Source organism: Sinorhizobium meliloti, from assembly GCF_017876815.1.
Taxonomy (GTDB): Bacteria; Pseudomonadota; Alphaproteobacteria; order Rhizobiales; family Rhizobiaceae; genus Sinorhizobium; species Sinorhizobium meliloti.
Map to the genome: position 1 here is coordinate 3,838,181 of NZ_JAGIOS010000001.1, position 20,819 is coordinate 3,858,999.

Below are 20,819 nucleotides of genomic sequence, written 5' to 3' on the forward strand. Positions count from 1 at the left end.
TCAGTCGCGCATTTCTATCGCCGTGTCTCTCGGATAGGTGCCGACGAAACCGCGCCAATGGGCGATCGCGAAGCCGAGCACGACGAGCGCACCGCCCTGATGCAGCACGCCCCAGCCGATCGGTACCTGCAGAAGCAGCGTCGTGATGCCGATTGCCGCCTGCACCGTCACCAGCGCGAACAGGAGCACCGAGCGGCGGGCATGTGTCGTCTCCGGCGCGGCGCGGAGCGACGCGATCATGTGCCAAAGCGCCAATGCGAACAGCAGATAGGCGCCGAGACGGTGTACGAACTGCACCGTCTTCGGATTTTCGAAGAGATTGATCCAGGCGGGCTGCTGCACGAACAGGCCGCCCGGCACGATCGCCCCGTCCATCAGCGGCCAGGTGTTGTAGCTCAGACCCGCATCGAGACCCGCGACGATCGCGCCCAGATAGATCTGGAAGAGGCTCATGATCGCTATGGCCCCGGCCATCCCTTGCGACCTTTTCGTCGGATGCGCGTCGTCGGAATGCGGACACAGCCCCCGGTAAATCCACATGCAGGCGGCGAAGATCAGGCAGGCGATGGTCAGATGCGTGGCGAGCCGGTACTGGCTGACTGCAGTCCGTTCCGCCAGACCGGAGGATACCATCCACCAGCCGATGAAGCCCTGAAAACCGCCGAGCGCCAGGATTCCGAGAAGCGGCAGCCGCAGACGTCGCTCGATCCGCCCTGTGACCCAGAAGAAGAAGAGCGGCAGGGCGAAGATCACGCCGATGCCGCGCGCGAGCAGCCGGTGCGCCCATTCCCACCAGAAGATGGTCTTGAACTCATCGACCGTCATGCCCTTGTTGATCTGCTCATATTGCGGAATGCGCTGGTAGAGACGGAATTCCTCCTCCCATTCCTCCGCGGAGAGCGGCGGTATGACGCCGTGGACGGGTTTCCACTCGGTGATCGACAAGCCGGATTCGGTCAGTCGCGTCGCCCCTCCGACGAGCACCAGCGCAAACAGAGCGAAGAGAACGGCGGCAAGCCAGCCGCGGATCTGCCGGCGGTTGCGCTCGGTTCTGCCGATCTCTTTGAGCAGCATCTGTTCTGTTGCCAATTCGGCGTGGGCCATGGCACTTCCTCATCTGTCGCCGGAAACGGTACCGTTATGCCGGCGTTGCCGGTCAGGACGGTCTGAAAGCCGTTGATTTGCACCAGAGTGCCGTGCAAAACAAGGCCGAACCCTTTGCGGCATGCCGTCGCGGGCCGCCCGAGTGCCAGCGTTGCCGCCACCGAAAGAACGAAAAATGCCCGTACGCCTCCGAAAACTGATGGGCACCGTCCTGCTCATCATCCTCGTCGTCGTCTACGCACTTGCGGCCGTTACCTTCGCTTCCCTGCTGCTCGGCGCGTCTCCCTGGTGGGTGCATCTGCTTTATTTCTTCTTCACCGGCCTGCTGTGGGTTCTTCCCGCCATGCTGATCATCAAGTGGATGGAAAAACCCGCCGCCGATCACTGAGGTTTCCAGGTATGAGAATCGCGGTAATCTCCGATATCCACGGCAACGATCTCGCGCTCGAGGCCGTGCTTGCCGACATCGATGCACAGGGCATCGACGAGATCGTCAATCTTGGCGATCATCTGAGCGGCCCGCTGAATGCCGCCCGGACGGCGGAGATCCTGATCGGCCGCCGTACCGCTGCGATACGCGGCAATCACGACCGCTATCTTCTCACGCTCGGCCCTGCCCGCATGGGATTGTCCGACCGCTCCGCCCATGACGAACTCGATGAGCACCACCTCCACTGGCTGGCCGCTCTGCCGGCGACCCTTGTCTATCGGGACGCTCTCTTTCTCTGCCATGGCACGCCGGCAAGCGACGAGACCTACTGGATGGAGGCGCTGACGGGCGATGGCATCGTTCACATGGCGCGGCGCGCGGAGATCGAGCGCTTTGCCGACGGTATCGAGCATCCAGTGATCCTCTGCGGCCACACGCATGTTCAACGCGCCCTGCGGCTTTCGGGCGGGCGGCTGCTGGTCAACCCGGGCAGTGTCGGCTGCCCTGCCTATGACGACGACCGGCCGGTCGCGCACAAGGTCGAAACCGGTTCGCCGGATGCCCGCTACGCCATTGTCGAGCGGGCCTCCGGCGACTGGAACGTCACCTTCCGCTGTGTCGGCTACGATCACATGGCGGCGTCGCTCCTCGCGGCCGAACGCGGCCGCGCCGAATGGGCAAGGGCGCTCGCGACCGGATTCCTCGACTGACTTCTACCGGGCGCCTTCCAGTGCATCGAGATCGGCGCCGGTTATCGCCGCGATGTTGCGCGTCACCTTGTCGATCGGCCAACGCCACCAGGCAATCGCCTGCAATCGCTCGATCGTTGCATCGGGGAAGCGCAATCTCACCACCCGTGCGGGATTGCCCGCGACGACGGCATAGGGAGGCACATCCTTCGTAACGACCGCTTTTGCCGCAACGATCGCGCCATCGCCGATCGTCACGCCCGGCAAAATGGTCGCCTCCATGCCGATCCAGACATCGTTTCCGACGGTCGTGTCGCCACGATAACCGGTCCTGTAGGCGTCAGGGTCGAAGCCATCGCGCCAGGCACCGGGGAAGATGCCGAACGGAAAGGTCGAGAAGCCTCCGGTCGCGTGGTTGGCCCCGTTCATAATGAACTGTATGCCGGTCGCCAGCGCACAGAAGCGGCCGATCACCAGCCGATCGCCCACGAAGTCATAGTGATAGAGAACGCACTTCTCTTCGAAGCGCTCGGGACCGTCCGGATCGTCGTAATAGCTGAACTCGCCGGCCTCGATCAGTGGCGAGCGCACGATGTTCCTGAGAAATCCGATGCGCGGGAACTCGGCGACGGGAAAGGCGGCGCCAGGATCAGGCGCGGAATGGATGGTTGGCATTATTCGCTCCAGGGAAATGGTCGTCAAAGCAGACATACAGGCCGGCTCTGCGGTCCGGCTGCACAAAACCGCTTGAACCCGGACCTTTCTCGGTGGCGCATCTGCCCCTCCATCGAACGGCAGAGAACTTAACGCGCCTGCGCCGGCAATTCCAGCCGCCGCCTGGTCCAGCTTCATATTCCCCTAACCCTGTTGTCTGCCGGGCACGCGAGTGCCTGCCGGATTAATCAGATCTATCGGAATTTCCGCTTCAATGGCTGCATCACGCATGCGGATCGACAATGATGGCAAGTTCCGATTTCACCCTTTCGCCGGAAACCAGCGCCGGGCGGTATCATTCGGCCGGGAGCCTCGCCCATGGAGGCAGCGCTGCCGATCGGATCACCATCTCCGTCCACGCGGACATGGCCGAGCTCGAAGCGGAATGGCGAGCGCTTGACGAAAGCAGCGGCAATTCGCTGCACCAGAGCTTCGACTGGTGCGCGGCATGGACAAAGACGCATGGCAGCGAACTGCTCATCGTCCGTGGCGCCGCTGGCAGGGAGCCGCTTTTTCTCCTTCCTTTCGAGATCGAACGCAGCCGGCTTCTCCGCGCGGCGCGCCTGATCGGCTCGGAGCACAGCAATCTCAACACCGGCCTGTTCGGCGCCGGCATCGGCAACGTGCCCGCTGCGGAGCTCACGGCAGCGCTGACCGGCGGTATCGGTCGCCAGCTCCGCCGTTTCGCGGACGTGATCGTATTCGACCGGACGCCGCGGATCTGGCGCGGCGCGCCGCACCCCCTCGCCGTTCTGGCCGGCATCGAGAACCCGAACGCCTCGTTCCAATTGCCGCTTCTCGGCACCATGGAGCGCACGCTCGCCCAGATCAATGCCAAGCGGCGGCGCAAAAAGATGCGCATATCCGAAAGGCGCCTCGCCGAGATCGGCGGCTACGACTATGTGATCGCTCGCGAAGCGCAGGAGGCCCATGCCCTGCTCGAGACATTCTTCCGGCAGAAAGCCGCCCGCTTCGAGACACTCGGCCTGCCGGATTCCTTTCGCGAGGCGGAGACGCGCACCTTTTTCCACGCCCTGATCGATGCCAGGGCCCCCGAGCCCGGCAACCTCCTGGAGCTCAATGCCATAAGGCTGAGGGGCGAACACGCCGGCCGCATTGTCGCGGTCGCCGGTCTCTCGCGCAAGGGCGACCACGTCATCTGCCAGTTCGGCTCGATCGACGAGGAAATCGCCGCGGATGCCAGCCCGGGCGAGTTGCTTTTCTACAGAATGATCGAGCGTCTTTGCGCAGAAGGCGTCGCCCTCTTCGACTTCGGCATCGGCGATCAGCCTTACAAGCGGTCGTGGTGCACGGTCGAGACGACGTTGCGCGACATCGTTCTGCCCCTGACGTTCCGCGGCCGGCTGGCCGCCGGCGGTTTCAGGGCGATCGCCCGGGCGAAACGGTTGGTCAAGGCCAACGAAACGCTTTATGCCTTCATTCAACGGCAGCGGCAGCGGCGACAGACATCGGCTGCGAACGCGGATGAAGCGTGACGTTATGCAGCGCGGCGGTCGGGAAAATCCGGGCCGTCCTGCCCCTTCCCGGTCATCAGCACGACGTCGCGATATCCGGCTTCCCCGAAACTCATCAGCATTTCGACGATCTCATCGTCGCTGATCGACGGTGCCGACAGGATGATCTCGGTGCCCTCGTGCCGTGCCACCTTGGCCACGGCCTCCGCGTCGGCCGACCCGCATTCGATCAGGACGAGATCGTAGGCATTGGCGAGCGCATCGATGATGATCTGCAGCCGGTCGATGCCGCGCATCGCCGCATGAGGGTCGGCGTCGCCATGGGGTATGATATGTGCTTCGGACAACCTGTCCGAATGAATCGACCCGGAGAAGGCGACTTCGCCCATGAGCAGATTCGTGACCCCGGCAAGGTCCCGCGATTGTGCCATGAGCCGCGTCGGACAGGCCGAACCGGAGAGGTCGATCAGCACGACTTTCTGCCCGTCCTCGGCCAGAAGGCGCGCCAGCATCACGGTCGCCGTCGATCCCTCGTCGCCGCCCGGGGATACCGAGACCGCAATCCGCACACCGTTGGCACGAAGATGTTCGGCGACCGACTCGATCGAAAAGTCGTGCTTCGATGCCGCATTCCCATCGTCGCCGTTCTCCTCGGGCGCAGGGTCTGCGGCGGCGAGGACAGATGCGGGATTTTCTTCGACGGCACCAGGGACTGAAGGCATTTCTGCCGGCTGACCCGGGGCCGGTGCTTCGGGGACCGAGACCGGCCTTAGCGCCCGGCCACTGAAAAGTTCGCCGAGCATGATGACGACGCAACTGAACAGGAGGCTCGCAAAGGCAGCGACGATCGTTATCGGCAGCACCTTCGGGAAGCTCTGGCTGGTCGGGACCACGGCGCGCGAAATCACACGCGCATCGGCCGGAGTTGCGTTTGCAACGGTACGCGAGGTCGCCTCGCGGTATCGGGCGAGATAGGTTTCGAGCAGTTGGCGCTGCGCCGTTGCCTCGCGCTCGAGCGCGCGCAGCCCGACTTCCTCCTCGCCCGCCTGCGCCGATTGCGCCTTGAGCGTGTTCATTTGCTGAACGAGCTGCTGCTCGCGCAGTTGCCCGACCTTCGCCTCATTTTCGAGGCTCGCAAGAATCTTCCGGGTCTCCGACCGGATCGCCCCTTCGATCCCTTCGAGCTGGGACTTGAGCCCCTTCAACCGCGGATGACCGTCGAGCAGTGCCGTCGACAGATCTGCGATCTGCGCCTGGACGTTGGCGTGGTTCTCCTTGAGACGCTGGATCATCGGCGAACCGACGATGTCGGCAAGCGTGTCCGCCGGACGGCCGTCGGCGAGCGCCGTCCGCATACCCTCGGCGCGAGCGGCCGTGTTCGCCCGCTCCGACCGCACCCGTGCAAGCTCCGTCGAAATGTCGGTAAGCTGGCGCGTGGCAAAATTCTGCGTCTCGCCGGCCGGAAGCAGGCCCGACTCGGCGCGGTAAAGCGCGACCTTCGCCTCCGCCTCGCGCACCTTCTCGCGCAGGTTGGCGATCTCCGGCTCAAGCCAGCGGCTTGCCTCGGAGTTCGAGTCGAGCTTGGCTCCGCTCTGCAGCGAAAGATAGACATTGGCCATTTCGTTCGGAATGGCGGCTGCGAGCGTCGCATCCTTCGAGGTGAAGGCGATGGCGATCACACGCGACTTTTCGACCTGGTAGACCTGCAGCTTCTCTTCGAACTCCTTCAGCACCCGTTCTTCCGGCGGCAAATCGAGAGTATTCTTCTTCAGGCCCAACATCACCAGGAGATCGGACGCGGCGGAAGGCCGTGCGGAGGGATCGAACTCGTCGAGTTCGTGAAGCTTCATGTTGCGCGCGACCTGCTTGATCAGGTCCGCCGAACGCAGGACCTGCACCTGGCTGAGGATGCCCGACTCGTCGAACATCCGGTCGGAGCCATTCTGCGAAACTTGATTGGCGCCGCTGAACTCGGGCTCGCGCGACTCAATCAGGACGCGCGTCTCGCCCTCGTAATCGGGAGCGACCATCTTGGCAGCCCCGAAAGCGACGGCAGCGGCCCCAACCGTGGCGAGCAGCACCCGCACGCGGCGCTGCCAGATGGCGCGAAAAAGCCCGCCGAGATCGATATCCACATCCTGCTGCCCGCCGATGCCCGACATGCCTGCACTCCAAAGCTTTCTCGTTTGGCGGGAAGGTAAACGAACATGGTAACCCAACGGTTAATTTCCGCTGCAACCAGAGGGCTGCATGCGTCATGGATCGGAAGGACATTCGATGCCGGAAATTCTCGTGGCGGATTTACCGGCCATTAACCCTAACGGATCGATAACATCGGCGAACGGTGATCGTTTTCGGAGCCCCTAACCGCATGTCGACCGCAGCCAACAAGAGAACAAGCGTCTTCGCCGTTGCGATTTTGTCGGCGCTCGTCGGCGGTTGCACGAATTACCAGCCCGCCCCCAAAGGCTTCAGTCAGGCGACGGTGCAGCCCTATCGGCTGGACAGCGGTGACCGCCTGCGCATCAACGTCTTCGAACAGGCAAGCCTCAGCGGCAGCTATACGGTCGATCAGGCCGGCTATGTCGCCTTCCCGCTGATCGGGGCCGTTCCGTCACGCGGGCATACGCTTCCGGAACTGGAGGGGATGATCGCATCGAAGCTGCGCCAGGGCTTCCTCAAGGATCCGGACGTCACGATCGAGGTCGACCGCTACCGTTCCGTCTTCATCATGGGCGAAGTGGGACAGGCCGGCCAATATGCCTACGTACCGGGGATGACGGTACAGAATGCGATCGCCGTCGCAGGCGGCTTCACGCCACGCGCCAACCAGGCGACCGCCGACATCACCCGCAAGATCAACGGCCGCATCATCACCGGACGCGTTCCGATAACCGACCCGGTTCTCGCCGGCGACACCGTCTATATACGCGAACGACTGTTCTGATCGCCATGAGCGAACGCCCCTTGCGCATTCTTCATTGCTTCAGATCCCCGGTCGGCGGCATATTCCGGCACGTGCGCGACCTTGCCGAGGCCCATGCGAATGCCGGGCATCAGGTCGGGATCCTTTGCGACAGCACCACCGGCGGTACCCACGAGGACGCGCTGTTTGAAGAGGTTCGCCCTCACCTGGCACTCGGCATCATCCGCGTACCGATCCATCGTTCGATCGGGGCATCGGACGCCGCGGCGCTATGGCGCGGCTACAAGGAAATCAGAAGTTTGCAACCGGATGTATTGCACGGGCACGGCGCCAAGGGTGGCGTGCTGGCGCGTATCGTCGGTTCAGCCCTGCGGGTCAACAAGTATCGCGTAGCCCGCCTCTATTCGCCCCACGGGGGCAGCCTTCATTTCGAGCGCCGGTCCCTGGCAGGTTCGCTCATTCTCCGCGTCGAGCGCCTGCAGGAACGCCTGACCGACGCCCTTGTCTTCGTCTGCGAATACGAACGCCGCACCTACGGTGCCAGGGTCGGCCTTCCACTGGCACGCAACGAGCTGATCTATAACGGCATAGACGACGCGGAATTCGAACCCGTCGAGACGGGGCCGGGCGCTGTCGATTTCCTCTATATCGGCATGATGCGGGACCTGAAGGGTCCCGATCTTTTTATCGAAGGATTTGCCGCAGCCGAAGAGATCGCCGGCCGCAGACTTTCCGCCTTGATGGTTGGAGATGGCCCGCAGCAGCGGCAATACGAAGAAATGACCCTGCGCATGGGCCTCGCAGATCGCGTCAGGCTGCTGCCGGCAATGAGGGCGCGCGAGGCTTTCGCTCTGGCCCGCAAGGTCGTCATTCCCTCCCGCGCGGAATCCATGCCCTATATCCTTCTGGAAGCGCTCGCCGCCGGAAAGCCCGTAATCGCGACCCGCGTCGGAGGAATCCCGGAGGTTCTCGGGGCCGATAGCGAGGCGCTCGTCCCACCCGGAGATGCGGGGGCGCTCGCCCGTCTCATGGCCGACGCCATCGGGGACGCCGGCTGGGCTGCCCGGACGATGCCCGACGCGGAACGGTTCAAATCCCGCTTCGCCGCATCGGTGATGACCAGACACGTGATGCAGCTTTATCGGGACCTCACCGAGGAATCGCTTGTGCCGCAGGGGCGGCTGCGTACAACGTAAGCGTTTCTTAGTGGCTTTCTGCTATCCGGGCGAAGGACTTCAGCGCCGGAAAGCGACCATGAACCAGTTTGACAGGCCAGAGACCTTCGATCCCGAAGCGCTTCGCAAGAAGGTCTCGGAGATCCGCAAGACGACCACCGAACAAAAGGACGGGACAAGGGGCAATGCGGGGCTCAACCCGCTGGCGAAGCAGATCGCCCTTCAGTTCCGTGCGGACACCTATACACCGGCGATGATCACCGGACTTATCCGGCTTCTCGACTTCTGCGCGCTTTTTGCCATCGGCTACGGCATCAATGCACAATATGTCGCGCCGACGCTGGAGCAGCTGCCGGTGTATCTCCTCATGCTCGCCGGCGGACCGGCGCTTGCCGTTGCCGCCATGCAGGTCGCCGACGCCTACCAGGTGCCGGCACTGCGCGCCTGGCTCAGGATGACGCCGCGCGTCCTCGGCGCCTGGACGGCTGCCTTCGGCGTGATTGCGCTCGGCCTCTTCTTTCTCAAATCGGGCCACCTCTATTCGCGATTCTGGATCGGCGCATGGTTCCTCGCCGGCGGGTTTTTCCTCGTCGCGGAGCGCGCATTCATCGCCTATTCGATCCGCCACTGGTCGAGAAACGGCACCATGGAACGGCGAGCCGTCATCGTCGGTGGCGGGCAGCCCGCGAAGGACCTGATCCGGGAGATCGAGCATCAGCCGGACAACGACATCCGCATCTGCGGGATCTTCGACGATCGAGACGAGCGCCGGTCCCCGAATGTGATTGCCGGTTATCCGAAACTCGGGACAGTGGACGAACTGGTCGAATTCGCCCGCCTCGCCCGCATCGACATGCTGATCATCTCGCTGCCGCTGACTGCGGAAAAGCGCATCCTCGCACTCCTCAGAAAGCTGTGGGTGCTTCCGGTCGACATTCGGCTTGCGGCGCACGCCAACAATCTCCGTTTCCGCCCACGCAGCTATTCGCATGTCGGGCAGGTCCCGATGCTCGACATCTTCGACAAGCCGATCGCCGACTGGGATTCCGTCGCCAAGCGCTGCTTCGATATCTTTTTCAGTCTCGTGGCGCTCGCTTTGCTCTGGCCCGTCATGCTCGCCGCCGCCGTCGCGGTGAAGGTCACCTCGCCCGGTCCGATCATCTTCAAGCAGCACCGCCACGGCTTCAACAACGAGACCATAGAGGTCTACAAGTTCCGCTCGATGTACACGCATATGAGCGACCCGACCGCACGCAACGCCGTAACCAAGAACGACCCTCGCGTAACCCCCCTCGGACGCTTCCTGCGCAAATCCTCGATCGACGAGTTGCCCCAGTTCTTCAATGTGCTGAAAGGCGAGCTCTCGCTCGTCGGGCCGCGTCCCCACGCCGTGCTGGCGCAGACGAAGGACCGAACCTATTCCGATGTCGTCGAAGGCTATTTTGCCCGCCATCGCGTCAAGCCGGGAGTGACCGGCTGGGCGCAGATCAACGGCTGGCGCGGTGAAATCGACAACGACGAAAAGATCCGGTTCCGAACGGCATTCGACCTCTACTATATCGAGAACTGGTCGCTGCTGCTCGACCTGAAGATTCTCATCCTCACGCCGTTCCGGCTGCTGAACACGGAAAACGCCTATTGACCGCGGTCACCGCATCGCGGCCGGTTATCCTTCGCCCGCAGCTTGCCGCGATTTCGCTCGTCGGCTCCTGCCTGGTGACGATCGGCGTCTTTCTGTCCGGGTTCGTCATCGCCGAGCCCGCGCCCTACGAGGTCTTCATGGCGGGGCTCATCGGCCTCTGGGCGCTTTTCGGCCTCAGGATCTCCCGTGCCACGGCTCCGCTCACGGTCCTTCTCGTCCTGTTCATGATCGGCGGTATCCTGTCGCTGACGGTGATGGCCGACCTTGGGACCGGTCCGATGTATATGGCCGTTACCGGCTTCCTCTGCCTCACGGCGGTGTTTTTTGCGGCCATCATCGAAGAGAGCCACCAGCGCCTGCCGCTCATCCTCAACGCCTGGGTGGCGGCCGCGGTCATCACCGCCCTCCTCGGCATCCTCGGCTATTTCGGCGCGATACCGGGTGCGGCGAACTTCACGCTCTATGATCGCGCAAAGGGAGCGTTTCAGGACCCGAATGTCTTCGGACCGTTCCTCGTAGCCCCCACCCTCTATCTCCTTCACGGGCTGCTGACGCAGCCGATCAGCCGGGCGCCCTTGAAGATCGCCGGCCTGCTCGTGCTCACGCTCGGCGTGTTCCTCTCCTTCTCGCGGGCCGCCTGGGCTCTCGACCTGTTCTGCGTCGTCGCTTTCGTCTTCGTCATGCTGCTCAAGCAGCGCAGCGGTCTCTTCCGCCTCCGGATTCTCGTGCTGACGCTCTCCGGCGCCCTGTTCGTGGTGGCAGCACTCGTGGTCGCCCTGCAGTCGGACCAGGTCGCGTCTCTCTTCTCGAGCCGCACCCAGCTCGTCCAGGATTATGACGGCGGACATCTCGGGCGTTTCGACCGGCACCGGATCGGCTTTCTGATGGCCATGGAAAAGCCGCTCGGCATCGGCCCCATGGTGTTCAGCACCATGTTTCCCGAAGACGAGCACAACGTGCTTCTGAAGAGCCTGACATCCTATGGATGGCTCGGCTTCGTCGCCTATGTCGCGCTCATCCTCTGGACGCTGTCGCTCGGCTTCCGCTTCCTGCTGCTCGAGAGGCCGTGGCAACCATATCTGATGATCGCCTGGACCACGCTGATGGGCCATGTCGGTATCGGCAACGTGATCGACACCGATCACTGGCGCCATTTCTACCTGCTTCTCGGCATCCTTTGGGGGTGCGCCGCGCTCGAATATCGCCATAGAAGGCAGATCCGCTCCGGAACGCCCGCATGACCACGAGTCGCGAGCCGCCCGACGCCCCTCTGCGCCTGCTCGAGGTACTGGAACCCGGCGGCGGAGGGTCCGGACGCCACTTTCTCGATCTTTGCCGCGGCATGCATGCGCGCGGCCACCATGTCGAAGCGATCTATTCTCCCGTTCGGGCCGAAGACGGCTTCGTGCGCGAACTCAAGGCGCTCGGCCTTCCCGCCATTCATGCGGTCGGCATGCGCCGGGCGCCCGGCCCCTCCGACTGGTCCTGCTTACGCGCCATAAATCGCATCATCCGCACTGCCGGGCCGTTCGACGTCATTCACGGCCACAGTTCCAAGGCCGGAGCCCTGACGCGCCTGCGCCTCCCGGGAAGGCACGTGCCGCGCGTCTACACGCCGCATGCCTTCAGGACGATGGACCCGACGCTCGGGCGCGGCGGCCGACTGATTTACGGGGCGATCGAAACACTTCTCGCCCGCTTCTTCACCGACCATCTCGTCACGGTCTCCGGTGACGAATTCGCCCATGCGCTGTCGATCGGCATTTCGGGAAAGGGCATGTCCGTTATCGTCAACGGCGTCGACACCCCTTCGCCCGATATGGCGCAGACGGTGCGCGCCAGCTTCGGCATTCCGGCGGACGCCTTCGTTTTCGGCTTCATCGGCCGGCTCTCGGCACAAAAGGCGCCCGAGCGTCTCCTCAATGCCTTCGGCAAGGCCGCGTCGGCGGTCAGGAACAGTCACGTCGTCATGATCGGATCGGGAGAATTGGAGGAAGAGGTCCGCGCCGCGATCGCCGCAAGCGGCTTGCAGAACCGCATCCATCTGACCTCGGCCTTTACGGGACCTCAGGCGGTACCCGCATTCGATCTCCTCGTCATGCCGAGCCGCTACGAGGCAATGTCCTATGTGATGCTCGAAGCGGCAGCCGCCGGCCGGCCGATCATCATTTCCGACGTCGGCGGAGCCGGAACGGCCGTCGATCACGGAGAGAACGGCTACATCGTTCCGAACAGCGAGGACGTCTCACCGCTTGCAAGAGCGATGATAGCGGCGGCCGACCCGGATATGTTTCGGCACCTTGCCGGCGCCGCCGCGGCGCGCCGGGACCGTTTTACACTGAAACGTATGCTCGACGAGACGGAAGAGGTTTACCGACGAATGGCAGCGCAGCGCCGCCGACAGCAGTCAGTAAGATCGAATCAAGAAGACTGGAAACCGACGGAAATGATGAAAGCCGCTCAATCACTGCATGGGGGCTAAGGGATTGATTTTGATCGTCGGACCGGTGGATTCGAACCCGGGACCCTTGACCCAAGGAGAGAGGGCTACTTTCTGGACGCCCTGATACAAAAGGCATTGCAGAAGATCAGGTCGGGAATTATTTCGGGACTCGGTGAGCGCGGTTTTGCCTCCGGGCGTTCTGAGGCTAGGGCAGGACGAACACCGCCGCCTGGTCATCTCTCGCGGCCTGTTTCCCACCGCAACCGTTCCGTCCGACATCGTACGGCGGCTCGCGTTTCTCCGAGATGGGGCGTATACTATCTTCATCATCGGCTCATTTCCACGGGCACCGATGGCTGGGAGATCATCGCGCTTTCGCCCCAATGGTGGAGATTGCGCCATGCGCTCCGATATCCATGTCAATCCAATCAGTCCTTATGACCTCGACGTGATAGACTCTGTCTTTCGGGCTGAGTTACGCAAACGAAAGCTGTCCCGCTGCAGCGAAGAAGCAGAACAACTCGCTGCGAAGCTGATCAGTCTCTACCAGGCAGGTCGCCGGGATGCTTATGAACTCGCGGCCGCTGTGGCGGTCGCCGCCAAGGCAACCGACATCTCTGTTGATAGTTCGTCACAGCAGCACAAGTCAGGCACATCCTGCTGAGACGTCGAATATCTCCCCCCCGGTCTTCCCGCTCTCGGATGCCTTGGCCGATGGGTGCTGCAGGTCGCCGTCATCGGTCCGGAGCGCGATACCCAACCCCGGCGACCAAGACCGGCTGAGCGAAAATGGCATTCTTTCGGTCCAGGGCAACCGCCGGCGTGTCTTCGTTCCAATACCAAGGTTAATACCGATAATATCCATAGATCGGACGAGCGCCGCGCTTGCACTTGATCTCTTCCTTGTACTCGTCATCGTCCCACTTGCGCTCGATCTTGCAGCGGCCACGGCGGTATTCCTCTTTGAAGGCCCTTCGCTCATAACGAGGCCCGTCGTAGTAGCCGCCCCCGCGCCAGCGGCCGTGGCCGCTTTCGTCTTTCCAGGGGTCAGCAAAGGCCATACCGGCCATGCCCGTGAGCGCGACGCCAACGGAAATTGCCGTGGTTACGATCTTCATAGTCCTGCTCCTAGTGACATCGGAATCTAACGTTCCTGCGATGCCTTGGTTTCCAGGAGAGGGTTTTCCCACCTGACGGTCGAGGACAGATCAGACCTTAGTCCGGCTCGTGGAAAGCAAAGGTCTTAGGCCGGTGACCGAGCGAAACCTTTGATGCATATTGGAGTTGTCACCCCCGAGCGGCCCCCCTCGTCAGCCGCTCGAGTGTGGTACCTCGGAGCTGCATAATTGTCCCTTCAATGCAGCCCTGAGGCCCACCGCCTTACAGCGCACCGTCGTAGTGGCTTGGGACCGAAACCGAGAGGATTTGGTTGATGCGCGACAGAGACGATTACGGGCTGCCGAAACACTAAGCATTATACTTTTATCGATTTTGACGATTGCCGTTTACCTGATCGCGCAGACGCATTCTTACAAAATGAGAGCCGGGATGTCGCGGTGTACATTCCGACCGCTTCTGGCCAGAACAACGTTTCGGAATAGTCCGGCGCCGCAGGGCGCGGCCGATTACCGCGAGCAGCACGCGCCTGTCGGTCGAAGATGCCGTCGGCGAGACAAGCGACAGAGCCAGACGCAGGATCTCGTATAAAGAAAGCTATATCTCATAACATTAGCAATCGCTGTATTATACAACTGGCCAAGGGAGGAAGCGCAGATGGACAAACCTCGGGACGAACTGTCTCTCAGCGAAGGAGACAGACGCGAGTTTCTAAAGACTTGCGGCCGCTTCGCTGCCGTCACACCGCCTGCCGTGACAATGTTGCTTTCAACGAGCCTCACCTCCGACGCCAACGCAGCCTCGGGCAGCGGCTCGAGCGGCGGCAAGGGCGGTGGGGGCGGGAATAGCACAAAGGGCGGCAAAGGCGGAAATAGTACCAAGGGCGGAAAGGGCGGAAACAGCTTAAAAGGGAAAGCCAAACCGGGTAAGTGAAATGCGCGCGCCGTGGCACACGAGCCTCTCTTCCTCGGCTCGTCTGTCATCGTATGCACAGTGTGCCAGCAATCAAGTGCTCCCTCGAGGAGGATCGGACTCCTAGCGCAGGATACTGGGTCCAGAAAGGGAGGATGGAATGCAGTCGGCTCGAAGTGAGGCACCCCTCGATCCGACAGACGTCGATTTGCTCCAGCGCGTCTTCGATATTGCTCGCGAGCGCCTCGATTAAAACGACGATGCGCTATGCTCACGTCCTCGATGAGGAGGTGGCGGAAACCCTCGAATCGCTCTTCAACTCGAAACGTGCACAAAGGAAGAACAAATGACGTGGAACGTTTTTCGGGACTATTCGCTTCCGAACAGTGAATCCGAGCGCGTTTCGTTCCCATATTTCCGGTAGGGCTACCGAAAGCGCCAATCGTATCGCGTTGAAACCAAAGCGGAAAATGGTCGGAGCGGCGGGATTCGAACCCACGACCCCTTGACCCCCAGTCAAGTGCGCTACCGGGCTGCGCTACGCTCCGACCCGCTTGGTTACAAGCCCGCTCTCATTAGTCGGAACACACGCCCGGCGCAAGGGGAAAATGGAGCTCGCCCTTCACTGGAGACCGCCGGCTGTAGCGCAAGCGGCGAAACAACAGTTTTGTGATTTGGATCGATGCCCTGCGCTGGATAAACTGCGCCTGCAAACCACAGGAGAAGCCCATGAAGAGCATCCTCGTACTTGCAGCCGCCTTCGCTTTATCGGCGACGGCAGCGTCAGCCGATTGCCTGGGCCATTCCAATACCACGGCATCGATCGACAAAGTGGACAAGGAGATCACGACGGCGAGCGTGGCAAAGGCCGAGCAGTCGACCGCTGACGATCTCCTCCTGAAACAGAAGAAAGAACAGCAGTCGACGGAAGAAGCGGCCGAATAAGTTGGTCACAACCGAGTTGGGCCTCGGCAGCGCTTTCGAGGCCCCCTTCCCGTGCCTTCCCTGCTACCGAACCTGGTCGAGAAGACGCTTGCATTCGAGGAGGTCGTAGAGCGCTTCCTGCAGCAGCGCCCTGTCTTCCTTGCCGACCGATGTCTGGCCGATGGTAATCTCGGTATCGTCGCCTCCGTTGCCGAAAGAGAAGAAGCGCCGGCTCGCCGGCGCCTTCGGGCGGCCGACGATCTGGTCCTCCTCCGCGACGCCCGCCTTGGGCGGCGCCGGCTCTTCGTTGCTGGAAGCGGCAAGCGCCTCGACGGTCGCAAGGTCACCGCTCGCGATGGCGGCGACGAACTTGTTGCCGTTGGCTTTCAAGAGCTTCTGCACACCCTTGATCGTATAGCCGTGATCGTAGAGGAGGTGGCGGATGCCCTTGAGCAGGTCGACATCCTCGGGGCGATAGTAGCGGCGCCCGCCGCCGCGCTTCATCGGCTTGATCTGCTGGAACCGGGTCTCCCAGAAACGAAGCACGTGCTGGGGGAGATCGAGTTCGTCCGCAACCTCGCTGATGGTGCGGAAAGCATCCGGGCTTTTTTCCATGTGGTCCCATCTCCATAAGGCGCTCGCCGGACAAGATCGGCGGCGCGACGCACGGATCGTCGTGCGATGATTACACGAATCACGCCTACTTCAATGGCTTATGGATGGGTTTTCAACCACATTTGTGGTCGCCGACGGCAGTTCAGCCAGCCGGGTTGGACGGCTTCAGTTTGGACTTGCGGCTCAGATGCGCCTTCAGGACCCGCTGCTTCAGTACATTCGAAGCCTTGAAGGTCATCACCCGGCGCGGAGAAATCGGCACTTCCTCGCCGGTTTTCGGGTTCCGGCCGATGCGCTCGTTCTTGTCGCGCACCTGGAACGTTGCGAAAGAAGACAGCTTCACGCTCTCGCCACGCACGATTGCGTTGCAGATCTCGTCGATAACGGTCTCTACGAGTTCGGCGGACTCCGTGCGAGACAGACCCACCTTGCGAAAAACCGATTCAGCCAAGTCTGCCCGCGTTACTGTTTTTCCGCTCATCTTCCCCCACCGATGTCTGGCATGCCGATCAGCGATTGAAGACTATTGCCCTTGTCTTTTCCGGTCAAGCGCCTGCCGTAATTCATTATTTTCTTACCAGCGAAGAAGAACGGAGCCCCAGGTGAAGCCCCCGCCCATCGCTTCGAGCATTACGAGATCACCCTTCTTGATGCGGCCGTCAGAGGCGGCGGCATCGAGGGCAAGCGGAATCGATGCCGCGGAGGTGTTGCCATGCAGGTCGACGGTAACCACAACCTTTTCGAGAGGGATGCCCAGCTTCTTGGCCGAGCCGTCAATAATGCGGCGATTGGCCTGGTGCGGAACCAGCCAATCGATGTCGTCCGCGGTCGTTCCGGTTGCCTCGAAAGCCGCCTCGATCACGTCGGTGATCATGCCGACCGCGTGCTTGAAGACTTCGCGCCCTTCCATCCGGAGATGGCCGACGGTGCCGGTCGTCGACGGCCCGCCGTCGACATAGAGCTTGTCGCGGTGGGCGCCGTCGGAGCGCAATTGCGCCGTCAGAACGCCCCGATCAGCCTTGGTCCCGGCCGCCTCCTGCGCCTCCAGAACGATTGCGCCGGCGCCGTCGCCGAACAGCACACACGTCGTCCGGTCGGTCCAGTCGAGAAGCCGCGAGAAGGTCTCTGCGCCGATGACAAGAGCGCGTTTGGAGAGGCCGCCGCGAATATAGGCGTCGGCCGTCGCCACCGCGTAGACGAAGCCGGAACAGACCGCCTGCATGTCGAATGCCGCACCGTGCCGCATGCCGAGGCGGTTCTGGATGTTGACTGCGGTTGCAGGGAAGGTGTTGTCCGGAGTGGAGGTCGCGACGATGATCAGGTCGACGTCGTCCGGCGTCAGCCCGGCTCTCTCGAGCGCCGCCCGCGCCGCCGCCTCGCCGAGAGAGGCGCTCGTCTCGCCCTCGCCTGCGATATAGCGCTGGCGGATGCCGGTCCGCTGCACGATCCATTCGTCGGACGTGTCGACCCTGGATTCGATTTCCTTATTGGTCATCACTCGCTTCGGCAGTGCTGCCCCGAAGCCGCGCACGACAGAACGGATCATCTACTCAAACCTCATCATTCATGCCCGCGGAACGGCTTCGGACGGCTGGGCGCCATGATACCGTGCCAGGTCGGCCTCGATCTTCGCCTTGAGGCCGTTCTTCACCATATCGTATCCGACGTCGATGGCCGCGGCGAAGCCCTCGGCGTCCGCGCCGCCATGGCTCTTGATAACGATGCCGTTGAGGCCGAGGAACACCCCGCCATTGACCTTTCGCGGATCCATCTTCTCGCGGAGCCGGTCGAAGGCTCCCTTGGCGAAGACGTAGCCGACCCTTGCAAGAAGCGTGCGCGACATCGCGGCGCGCAGATATTCGGCGATCTGACGCGCCGTTCCCTCTGCTGCCTTCAGGGCGATATTGCCGGAAAAGCCCTCGGTGACGACGACATCGACGGTGCCGCGGCCGATATCATCGCCTTCGACGAAGCCGTAATATTCGATTCCCTCGACGTCGGCCTCACGGATGAGGCGCCCGGCCTCCTTAACCTCTTCCTGACCCTTGATCTCCTCCACGCCGACGTTCAGAAGGCCGACGGAAGGACGCTCGACCTCGAAGAGTGCCCGGGCCATTGCGCCGCCCATCAGAGCGAAATCCATGAGTTGCTGCGCGTCCGCGCCGATCGTCGCGCCGACGTCGAGGACGATGCTTTCGCCCTTCAGCGTCGGCCAGATGGCGGCGATCGCCGGCCGCTGAATGCCCTGCATCGTCCTCAGACAGAACACCGACATCGCCATCAGCGCGCCGGTGTTCCCCGCCGAGACGACCACATCCGCTTCGTCGGCGTTGATCGCGTCGATCGCCTTCCACATGCTCGATTTGCCGCGTCCGCGCCGAAGCGCCTGGCTCGGCTTTTCGTCCATGCCGACGGCGATCTCGCAATCATGGAACGTGCTGCTCGCCTTGAGCTTCGGGTGCTTGGCGAGCAGTTCGATGCATCGCGCTTCCTGGCCAAAAAGAACGAACTTTATGTCCGGGTGACGTTCGAGCGCTCTCGCTGCGCCCGGGATGACGACTTCAGGACCATAGTCGCCTCCCATCACGTCAAGTGAAATTCTGACCACGCGTGTCTTATCCTTTTTTCCCGCCACGCAACATATTTCGCCCCTCAAGCATCAAGCGGCGGCGATCCATGTTCCTTCTGATAGTGGGGCCGGCATGCAATGTCTCGGCGCAACGGCCCCTTGGCTGGAGTCGGGCCAAAATACTGCTTTTCGTCGGCGTGACAACCGAATTGTAAGCCGGGGCCTAGCCGTTTCAATCCTTTTTCCAGTCCTTCAGCACCGCGAACGGGTTCGGTCGTTCGTCGTCCGCTGCGGAGCTTTCGATGCGCTCGCCGAAAGCGGCGCCCGGCTTGCGCGGATAGGGATCAATGGCGAGCGCGACGTGCTCGCTGACGACCACGCCGGCATCGATCGTATCGCCTGTGAAGGTATCGGGCAGGTCGGGCCCGTCCGGATCGACGATCATCTCGCCGCCATCGGTGTCGGCCTGCCGCGCGAGACGTGATCCCTCCGGCACGAGGATCGCCTCCACCGGCTCCCGGATATCCGACTCGACCGGCTCGAGCGTCACGACGCAGGTCTGCACGATGTGCGCACGAACCTCGCCCTTGATCTTCACACCGTCCTTTTTCCAGCGCGCAATCTGCAGGTCGGCGGCAAGGGAAGAGACGCCGTCCACGCGCCAAAGTTTGGCAAGAGCCCGCAGTTCTGCATCGTTCGCCGACACATGCACGGTGACAGGATTTGCCGAAATATGCCCGACCTTCACCGGGTAGGAGAATGCCGATTTGCTCTCTTGCTTCATGTTCAGGTCCTTCCTCGCGCCGGCGCCGCGGCAGGGCGCGGTCGGCACGCTGCCATTCGATCGACGAACGATCGCGGCGCTTTTACGTTCCGGCCGGGGGGATGCGCAACTGACCCGTCTCGACGGCCTCTTCGGCAGTATCCGAGAGCACGGACTCGACCGCAAGGAGGTAGGAGGCGAGGCCCCGCATGGACGGCGCGTCCTCCACGTCGGCGTGAAAATTGCGCCTCAATGCGGCCGCCAATGCGCCGGCATCCCGTCCTTCGAGGGCCGCCGCGTAGGATTCGAGGCGGCCATAGAACATGCCGGCAAGTTTCTTCATCTTCTTCGGCACGCTCGCATCGCCCACGCCGAGCTCGCGGATGGAATGATCCACATCCTCGAAGAAGGCGTCGACAATCTCCTGCGCGATTTCCTGGCCGGCTCGCGCCGAGCTGCGCGTGCGGCGGAAATAAAGGATCAGAATCGCCGACAACATCTCGAAGCGCCCCATGACGGTGTCGGGCACATCGAGGTCGGTATAGAGAAACGGCTGGCGCGCCGCCGCGGTCAGTGCCGCATATTGGCGCTTCACAATCGCAATATTGCCGCTTTTTTTCTTGAACAGTCCAAAAATCATCACAGGGGCCGGCTGGCTTTCTCGAAATCAGGGGCAAGCGCCCATGATCATGTTGCATGATAGCCGAAGCTGGTTTACCGAAGCGGGCACGAATTGCAATGGCCGATCTGCCAATCGTTACTCCAGGGGAGCAGTCCTTGACGAAGCGGTATTTGACGACAAACCTAAAAGTCCTGGGCCGTGCCGTGCTCGTGGCTTCCCTTTGCACTACCGCCCTTTCCGCCTGCATGTCCGCAAATGTGGGTGAAGTCCTGCATCAGGGCTATGTCGTCGACCAGGAAACGCTGGCACTCGTGCCGGTCGGATCGAGCCGCGAGCAGGTACTGCTCTCGCTCGGCACGCCTTCCACGACCGCGACATTCGACAATGAGGTGTTCTACTACATCTCCCAGACCCGCAAGCGGCCGGTCGCCTTCATGAAGCCGAAGATCATCGATCAGTCCATCCTCGCCGTCTATTTCGACAAGGAAGGCACCGTCAGCCAGCTCGCGCACTACACGATGAAGGACGGGAAGGTATTCGACATGCTGACGCGCACGACGCCGACCGGCGGCAAGGAATCGAGCTTCCTCGGCCAGCTCCTGTCCGGCCCCGGTGCCGGACAGGCCGCCGCGCGCAACCTGTTCAAGGACTTCGGCAAGTAACCGAGCCGCAACGGCGCGAAAAAGGCCCGCGAGACCAG

22 protein-coding genes and 1 tRNA gene are annotated in these 20,819 nt (G+C 62.3%); 12 read left to right on the top strand and 11 right to left on the bottom strand.

The annotated features are described in order from the left end of the window. The gene (locus JOH52_RS18660) at positions 1–1,104 is read right to left on the bottom strand and encodes a COX15/CtaA family protein (RefSeq protein ID WP_010969128.1); all 1,104 of its coding nucleotides are present in this window, start codon (positions 1,102–1,104) and stop codon (positions 1–3) included. 199 nt (positions 1,105–1,303) lie between these two features. Between JOH52_RS18660 and JOH52_RS18665 the strand changes: the two genes are divergently transcribed. Together JOH52_RS18665 and JOH52_RS18670 are read left to right on the top strand one after the other, a co-directional pair. Continuing rightward, positions 1,304–1,492: a DUF2842 domain-containing protein gene (locus tag JOH52_RS18665; RefSeq protein WP_010969127.1), complete on the top strand. Its 189-nt coding sequence runs from the start codon at positions 1,304–1,306 to the stop codon at positions 1,490–1,492. Between the two features lie 11 nt (positions 1,493–1,503). Then, positions 1,504–2,244 carry a metallophosphoesterase family protein gene (locus JOH52_RS18670; protein ID WP_010969126.1) on the top strand — a complete coding sequence of 247 codons (741 nt, stop codon included), beginning with the start codon at positions 1,504–1,506 and terminating at the stop codon, positions 2,242–2,244. A gap of 3 nt (positions 2,245–2,247) precedes the next feature. Here the strand turns inward: JOH52_RS18670 and JOH52_RS18675 are convergent, their stop codons facing one another. Continuing rightward, positions 2,248–2,898 (bottom strand): CatB-related O-acetyltransferase, encoded by a 651-nt coding sequence (locus JOH52_RS18675; protein WP_010969125.1) that lies wholly within the window; start codon positions 2,896–2,898, stop codon positions 2,248–2,250. A gap of 281 nt (positions 2,899–3,179) precedes the next feature. On the opposite strand from JOH52_RS18675, the gene JOH52_RS18680 reads away from it, so the two are divergent. Continuing rightward, positions 3,180–4,433, top strand: a complete 1,254-nt coding sequence (locus tag JOH52_RS18680) for a GNAT family N-acetyltransferase (protein WP_010969124.1) — start codon at positions 3,180–3,182, stop codon at positions 4,431–4,433. 2 nt (positions 4,434–4,435) lie between these two features. Here the strand turns inward: JOH52_RS18680 and JOH52_RS18685 are convergent, their stop codons facing one another. Then, entirely contained in the window at positions 4,436–6,574 is a 2,139-nt protein-coding gene (locus tag JOH52_RS18685) for a GumC family protein (protein ID WP_014529753.1), read from the bottom strand. Between the two features lie 209 nt (positions 6,575–6,783). Here JOH52_RS18685 and JOH52_RS18690 point away from each other — a divergent pair, with 209 nt between their 5' ends. The 6 genes from JOH52_RS18690 (at position 6,784) to JOH52_RS18715 (ending at position 13,262) form a co-directional block, all read left to right on the top strand. Continuing rightward, positions 6,784–7,359: a polysaccharide biosynthesis/export family protein gene (locus JOH52_RS18690; protein ID WP_003529250.1), complete on the top strand. Its 576-nt coding sequence runs from the start codon at positions 6,784–6,786 to the stop codon at positions 7,357–7,359. A 5-nt stretch (positions 7,360–7,364) separates the two neighbouring features. Further along, positions 7,365–8,534, top strand: coding sequence for a glycosyltransferase family 4 protein (locus tag JOH52_RS18695; RefSeq protein ID WP_010969122.1), 1,170 nt, complete (start codon positions 7,365–7,367; stop codon positions 8,532–8,534). 58 nt (positions 8,535–8,592) lie between these two features. Beyond that, on the top strand, positions 8,593–10,155 hold the full coding sequence (locus tag JOH52_RS18700; RefSeq protein WP_010969121.1) for an undecaprenyl-phosphate glucose phosphotransferase: 1,563 nt from the start codon (positions 8,593–8,595) through the stop codon (positions 10,153–10,155). After that, entirely contained in the window at positions 10,152–11,396 is a 1,245-nt protein-coding gene (locus tag JOH52_RS18705; protein WP_003529257.1) for an O-antigen ligase family protein, read from the top strand. Before JOH52_RS18700 ends, JOH52_RS18705 begins: the two co-directional genes overlap by 4 nt. After that, on the top strand, positions 11,393–12,637 hold the full coding sequence (locus JOH52_RS18710) for a glycosyltransferase family 4 protein (protein ID WP_010969120.1): 1,245 nt from the start codon (positions 11,393–11,395) through the stop codon (positions 12,635–12,637). The genes JOH52_RS18705 and JOH52_RS18710 overlap by 4 nt, the downstream gene beginning before the upstream one ends. A 361-nt stretch (positions 12,638–12,998) precedes the next feature. Beyond that, a complete protein-coding gene (locus tag JOH52_RS18715; protein WP_014526676.1) occupies positions 12,999–13,262 on the top strand; it encodes a hypothetical protein in 264 nt (87 codons plus the stop codon). A gap of 181 nt (positions 13,263–13,443) precedes the next feature. Here the strand turns inward: JOH52_RS18715 and JOH52_RS18720 are convergent, their stop codons facing one another. Next, the gene (locus JOH52_RS18720; RefSeq protein WP_010969118.1) at positions 13,444–13,716 is read right to left on the bottom strand and encodes a hypothetical protein; all 273 of its coding nucleotides are present in this window, start codon (positions 13,714–13,716) and stop codon (positions 13,444–13,446) included. A 655-nt stretch (positions 13,717–14,371) separates the two neighbouring features. On the opposite strand from JOH52_RS18720, the gene JOH52_RS18725 reads away from it, so the two are divergent. Continuing rightward, positions 14,372–14,647, top strand: a complete 276-nt coding sequence (locus JOH52_RS18725) for a hypothetical protein (protein WP_014529755.1) — start codon at positions 14,372–14,374, stop codon at positions 14,645–14,647. Between the two features lie 450 nt (positions 14,648–15,097). Here JOH52_RS18725 and JOH52_RS18730 read toward each other — a convergent pair. Beyond that, positions 15,098–15,174: transfer RNA gene (locus JOH52_RS18730), tRNA-Pro, on the bottom strand. A gap of 181 nt (positions 15,175–15,355) precedes the next feature. On the opposite strand from JOH52_RS18730, the gene JOH52_RS18735 reads away from it, so the two are divergent. Then, the gene (locus tag JOH52_RS18735) at positions 15,356–15,571 is read left to right on the top strand and encodes a hypothetical protein (RefSeq protein WP_010969117.1); all 216 of its coding nucleotides are present in this window, start codon (positions 15,356–15,358) and stop codon (positions 15,569–15,571) included. Between the two features lie 63 nt (positions 15,572–15,634). Here JOH52_RS18735 and JOH52_RS18740 read toward each other — a convergent pair whose 3' ends face one another. The 6 genes from JOH52_RS18740 to JOH52_RS18765 all read right to left on the bottom strand — a co-directional run bounded on the left by JOH52_RS18740 (position 15,635) and on the right by JOH52_RS18765 (position 20,137). Further along, entirely contained in the window at positions 15,635–16,165 is a 531-nt protein-coding gene (locus JOH52_RS18740; protein ID WP_014529812.1) for a MerR family transcriptional regulator, read from the bottom strand. 142 nt (positions 16,166–16,307) lie between these two features. After that, positions 16,308–16,646 carry an integration host factor subunit alpha gene (locus tag JOH52_RS18745; RefSeq protein WP_003529278.1) on the bottom strand — a complete coding sequence of 113 codons (339 nt, stop codon included), beginning with the start codon at positions 16,644–16,646 and terminating at the stop codon, positions 16,308–16,310. A 93-nt stretch (positions 16,647–16,739) separates the two neighbouring features. After that, entirely contained in the window at positions 16,740–17,711 is a 972-nt protein-coding gene (locus tag JOH52_RS18750) for a beta-ketoacyl-ACP synthase III (protein ID WP_003529280.1), read from the bottom strand. 18 nt (positions 17,712–17,729) lie between these two features. Next, on the bottom strand, positions 17,730–18,773 hold the full coding sequence (gene plsX / locus JOH52_RS18755) for a phosphate acyltransferase PlsX (RefSeq protein WP_003529283.1): 1,044 nt from the start codon (positions 18,771–18,773) through the stop codon (positions 17,730–17,732). A 193-nt stretch (positions 18,774–18,966) separates the two neighbouring features. Further along, the gene (locus JOH52_RS18760) at positions 18,967–19,518 is read right to left on the bottom strand and encodes a YceD family protein (protein ID WP_003529291.1); all 552 of its coding nucleotides are present in this window, start codon (positions 19,516–19,518) and stop codon (positions 18,967–18,969) included. Positions 19,519–19,600: 82 nt separating this feature from the next. Then, positions 19,601–20,137: a ubiquinol-cytochrome C chaperone family protein gene (locus JOH52_RS18765; protein WP_010969116.1), complete on the bottom strand. Its 537-nt coding sequence runs from the start codon at positions 20,135–20,137 to the stop codon at positions 19,601–19,603. A gap of 137 nt (positions 20,138–20,274) precedes the next feature. Between JOH52_RS18765 and JOH52_RS18770 the strand changes: the two genes are divergently transcribed. Then, the gene (locus JOH52_RS18770; RefSeq protein ID WP_003529293.1) at positions 20,275–20,781 is read left to right on the top strand and encodes an outer membrane protein assembly factor BamE; all 507 of its coding nucleotides are present in this window, start codon (positions 20,275–20,277) and stop codon (positions 20,779–20,781) included. The last annotated feature ends 38 nt before the right edge of the window (positions 20,782–20,819 follow it).

Excerpts from the sequence above, each read along its gene's own strand:
- JOH52_RS18660 (WP_010969128.1), bottom strand. The coding sequence starts at position 1,104 with ATGGCCCACGCCGAATTGGCAACAGAACAGATGCTGCTCAAAGAGATC.
- JOH52_RS18665 (WP_010969127.1), top strand. The coding sequence starts at position 1,304 with ATGGGCACCGTCCTGCTCATCATCCTCGTCGTCGTCTACGCACTTGCG.
- JOH52_RS18670 (WP_010969126.1), top strand. The coding sequence starts at position 1,504 with ATGAGAATCGCGGTAATCTCCGATATCCACGGCAACGATCTCGCGCTC.
- JOH52_RS18675 (WP_010969125.1), bottom strand. The coding sequence starts at position 2,898 with ATGCCAACCATCCATTCCGCGCCTGATCCTGGCGCCGCCTTTCCCGTC.
- JOH52_RS18680 (WP_010969124.1), top strand. The coding sequence starts at position 3,180 with ATGATGGCAAGTTCCGATTTCACCCTTTCGCCGGAAACCAGCGCCGGG.
- JOH52_RS18685 (WP_014529753.1), bottom strand. The coding sequence starts at position 6,574 with ATGTCGGGCATCGGCGGGCAGCAGGATGTGGATATCGATCTCGGCGGG.
- JOH52_RS18690 (WP_003529250.1), top strand. The coding sequence starts at position 6,784 with ATGTCGACCGCAGCCAACAAGAGAACAAGCGTCTTCGCCGTTGCGATT.
- JOH52_RS18695 (WP_010969122.1), top strand. The coding sequence starts at position 7,365 with ATGAGCGAACGCCCCTTGCGCATTCTTCATTGCTTCAGATCCCCGGTC.
- JOH52_RS18700 (WP_010969121.1), top strand. The coding sequence starts at position 8,593 with ATGAACCAGTTTGACAGGCCAGAGACCTTCGATCCCGAAGCGCTTCGC.
- JOH52_RS18710 (WP_010969120.1), top strand. The coding sequence starts at position 11,393 with ATGACCACGAGTCGCGAGCCGCCCGACGCCCCTCTGCGCCTGCTCGAG.
- JOH52_RS18715 (WP_014526676.1), top strand. The coding sequence starts at position 12,999 with ATGCGCTCCGATATCCATGTCAATCCAATCAGTCCTTATGACCTCGAC.
- JOH52_RS18720 (WP_010969118.1), bottom strand. The coding sequence starts at position 13,716 with ATGAAGATCGTAACCACGGCAATTTCCGTTGGCGTCGCGCTCACGGGC.
- JOH52_RS18725 (WP_014529755.1), top strand. The coding sequence starts at position 14,372 with ATGGACAAACCTCGGGACGAACTGTCTCTCAGCGAAGGAGACAGACGC.
- JOH52_RS18735 (WP_010969117.1), top strand. The coding sequence starts at position 15,356 with ATGAAGAGCATCCTCGTACTTGCAGCCGCCTTCGCTTTATCGGCGACG.
- JOH52_RS18740 (WP_014529812.1), bottom strand. The coding sequence starts at position 16,165 with ATGGAAAAAAGCCCGGATGCTTTCCGCACCATCAGCGAGGTTGCGGAC.
- JOH52_RS18745 (WP_003529278.1), bottom strand. The coding sequence starts at position 16,646 with ATGAGCGGAAAAACAGTAACGCGGGCAGACTTGGCTGAATCGGTTTTT.
- JOH52_RS18750 (WP_003529280.1), bottom strand. The coding sequence starts at position 17,711 with ATGATCCGTTCTGTCGTGCGCGGCTTCGGGGCAGCACTGCCGAAGCGA.
- JOH52_RS18760 (WP_003529291.1), bottom strand. The coding sequence starts at position 19,518 with ATGAAGCAAGAGAGCAAATCGGCATTCTCCTACCCGGTGAAGGTCGGG.
- JOH52_RS18765 (WP_010969116.1), bottom strand. The coding sequence starts at position 20,137 with ATGATTTTTGGACTGTTCAAGAAAAAAAGCGGCAATATTGCGATTGTG.